At 67.9% G+C, this 2,751-nt stretch carries 4 pseudogenes; 2 read left to right on the forward strand and 2 right to left on the reverse strand.

The annotated features are described in order from the left end of the window. Together RH94_RS12115 and RH94_RS12120 are read right to left on the reverse strand one after the other, a co-directional pair. Positions 1-225 (reverse strand): annotated as a pseudogene (locus tag RH94_RS12115) (hypothetical protein); the annotation flags it as partial. 130 nt (positions 226-355) lie between these two features. Next, positions 356-664 (reverse strand): annotated as a pseudogene (locus RH94_RS12120) (ATP-binding protein); the annotation flags it as partial. A gap of 125 nt (positions 665-789) precedes the next feature. Here RH94_RS12120 and RH94_RS12125 point away from each other — a divergent pair. Next, positions 790-1,386 (forward strand): annotated as a pseudogene (locus RH94_RS12125) (MBL fold metallo-hydrolase); the annotation flags it as partial. An 818-nt stretch (positions 1,387-2,204) separates the two neighbouring features. Further along, positions 2,205-2,751, forward strand: a pseudogene (locus RH94_RS43145) (FUSC family protein); the annotation flags it as partial.

Below are 2,751 nucleotides of genomic sequence, written 5' to 3' on the forward strand. Positions count from 1 at the left end.
GATGCCCGCGTCGCGGGCCAGGCAGTGGACGCATCCGCGTTCGCGGAACCAGCGCAGAACCAGCACGGCCTGGCGGAACGGGCCGAGCGCCCGGCTGCCGCGCGGAGTGCCGATGCGCCGCCGGTGCGCGGCCAGTAGACGCGAGAGGTGGTCCACGACGTGGCGCGGGACATCGAGCGTGGCAACATAGGTGACCAACGTGAAGCCTCTGGTGGTTACGGACATGATCTTGTGGTGAGACCTGTCCTACCAGGGGCTTTACGTCTGTCCGCAGCCGGGCCCGGCCCGTCCGGCCTGCTCACGCATGGAGCGGTTCATGCCGCTTCGCGTAGATCATTTCGCTGAGAAAACGTCACTCGCTGAACGTTTTGTTCGAGGTCAGGATGATCGAGCCTTTCTCGTAACGCTTGGAGATGACCTGGAAGACCAGGTTCGCCTCGGCGCGTTCGAGGGGCTGGTAGCCGACCTCATCGACCACGAGGACGCTGGGCCGTAGGTAGGTGCCGAGTTTGTTGGTCAGACGCCCGGCGGCCTCGGCGGCTTTGAGGTTGCGGACCATGTCGTCGAGGCTGGTGAAGTAGATCGAGCAGCCGGCCCGACAGGCCGCGACCGCGAAAGCGACGGCAATGTGCGTCTTGCCGACCCCAGGCGGCCCGGGAAGGGCCGTTCGCCGGGACTGTAAATCGTTCGGCTCTGTCCCGTAATCGGCTTTGTCTCACATCCGGTGGTGACAGAAAGTCGTGACGCGACGGACAGACCATCGATCACAAGGCCGCAGGCCTGCGCCCCGCAGCAGGCGTCCGACCGCAGGACGTGGACACGGTGATCTGCACACATGTCCACGGCGACCACGTCGGCTGGAACACCCGTCTGACGGACGACGGAGAGTGGCGACCGACCTTCCCCAACGCCCAGTACGTCATCTCGCGCGCCGACTTCGACTACTGGAACCCGGCCAACGGACACCAAACCCGTTCCGGCCCGCGAATGGCCAACGTCTTCGAGGACAGCGTCGCCCCCGTGCACCAGGCCGGACAGACCGTGCTCTGGGAGGGCGACCACTACGACATCGACGCTCAGCTCCGTATCGAGCCCGCCCCCGGCCATACGCCCGGCTCCTCCGTCGTATGGCTGCGGTCGGACACGGACCGGGCGGTGTTCGCCGGGGATCTGCTGCACAGCCCACTGCAGATCGTGGAGCCGGACGACTGCCCAAGCTTTGACGAGGACGAGCCCCGCGCACGGGACAGCCGACGCCGGGTGATGGGAGAGGCCGCGGACCGGGGCGCCCTGCTCTTCCCCGCGCATTTCCCCGGGCCGGGCGCAGCCGAAGTGCGATGTGTCGGCGACCGGTTCGCGGTGAAGGGGTGGGCGGCATGGCGGTGAGGTCATACAGGTCAGCGATCCAGCGCACCTTCGGTGCGCGCCGGAGGCGTGGTAAATCCCGTGGCGCGCGCCGGGGTGCTTCTGTCTGCCCTGACGTGGGCTGATGGCGGTCCGAGAACCTCGGGGTGTCCGTTCCGACCGAAACCGATGCCTCTGTGATGCCGGTGAGCTCGCAGGTCAGCGTGGTGCTGGGGCCGTCCACGGGAACCGTGGAGTGTTGCTGTGAAGCACGTGCGTCAGAATTCCTGATCCACCCTGGCCCTCCCGGAACGGCGTACCCGGCTGTCCGGCGAGGGAGGGAGCAAGGCCGTGGACGTGCTGCACGAACGCTGCGCGGGGGTGGACATCAGCAAGGAAGGAGACCGCAGCCTGACCGGCAGACCCGGACAACCGGCAGCCTCAACGGCCACCGGGCGCCCAGTCCTGCCCACACCCACCCCGACCTCCTTCTCTTTACGCGTCAGAACCTGACAAAGCCCTACCAGTGGCGGTCGGTCAGGCAGCGGAACATCCGATGCCACAGAAGTAGCTGGTTCATCATCCCGTCCATCTCCGAGGAGCCGCATCCGCGTTCCTGCCGGATGCCGGCGCCTCTCCCGTCCTGCGGCGTTCCTTGTCCAGCAGATGGCCGACAACGGCACCCGTCTCCTTTACAACTCTGCCGCCGGCGCCCTGTCCGTCCATCAAGACGGACACTCCGTGGCCGCCGCCCGTGGCGTCGCCCCGAGGTTCTCGCCCTACTGCGGCGCATCGCGGCTCAGGATGGATGGAAGACACTGCTTGGTTGCCGTGCCACCACCTCACCGAGGCGGATTGCGATGATTCAGATGCGTCAGTTCACCGCGTGGTTGCACCGCCGGGATCCGGGCCTAGCCGCCATGCGGCGGGCGGCCAGGACCGCGGTGGTGATGCCGTCCCTCTTCGCGCTGTGCACCCAGGTCTTCCACGCGCCGGTCACGGGCACCCTCGCCGCGTTCGGCGCGTTCGCGATGCTCTTGCTGGTCGAATACACCGGCCCCGTGGTGCAGCGGCTGCGCGCACAGGCGGCGCTCGGAGCGGCCTGGCTGGTGCTGGTCTCACTGGGCACCCTCGCGTCGCGGTCGGTCTGGATCGCGACTACCGCGACCCTGGTGGTGGGCTTCGTCGTGCTCTTCTCAGGCGTGGTCAGCTCGGTCCTGGCCGGCGCCACGACGTCGCTGCTGTTGGCGTTCATCCTGCCGGTATCTTCGCCCGCTCCCCCCGCCCAGCTGCCCGACCGGCTGATCGGCGTGGTGCTGGCGACCGGGACGTCCGTGATCGCGGTCTGGCTGTTGTGGGCGAGGACGCAGGCCGATCCGCTCAGCGCGCCGGCGGCTCGGGTCTGCC

This window comes from Streptomyces kebangsaanensis (assembly GCF_001906585.1).
Classification (GTDB): Bacteria; Actinomycetota; Actinomycetes; order Streptomycetales; family Streptomycetaceae; genus Streptomyces; species Streptomyces kebangsaanensis.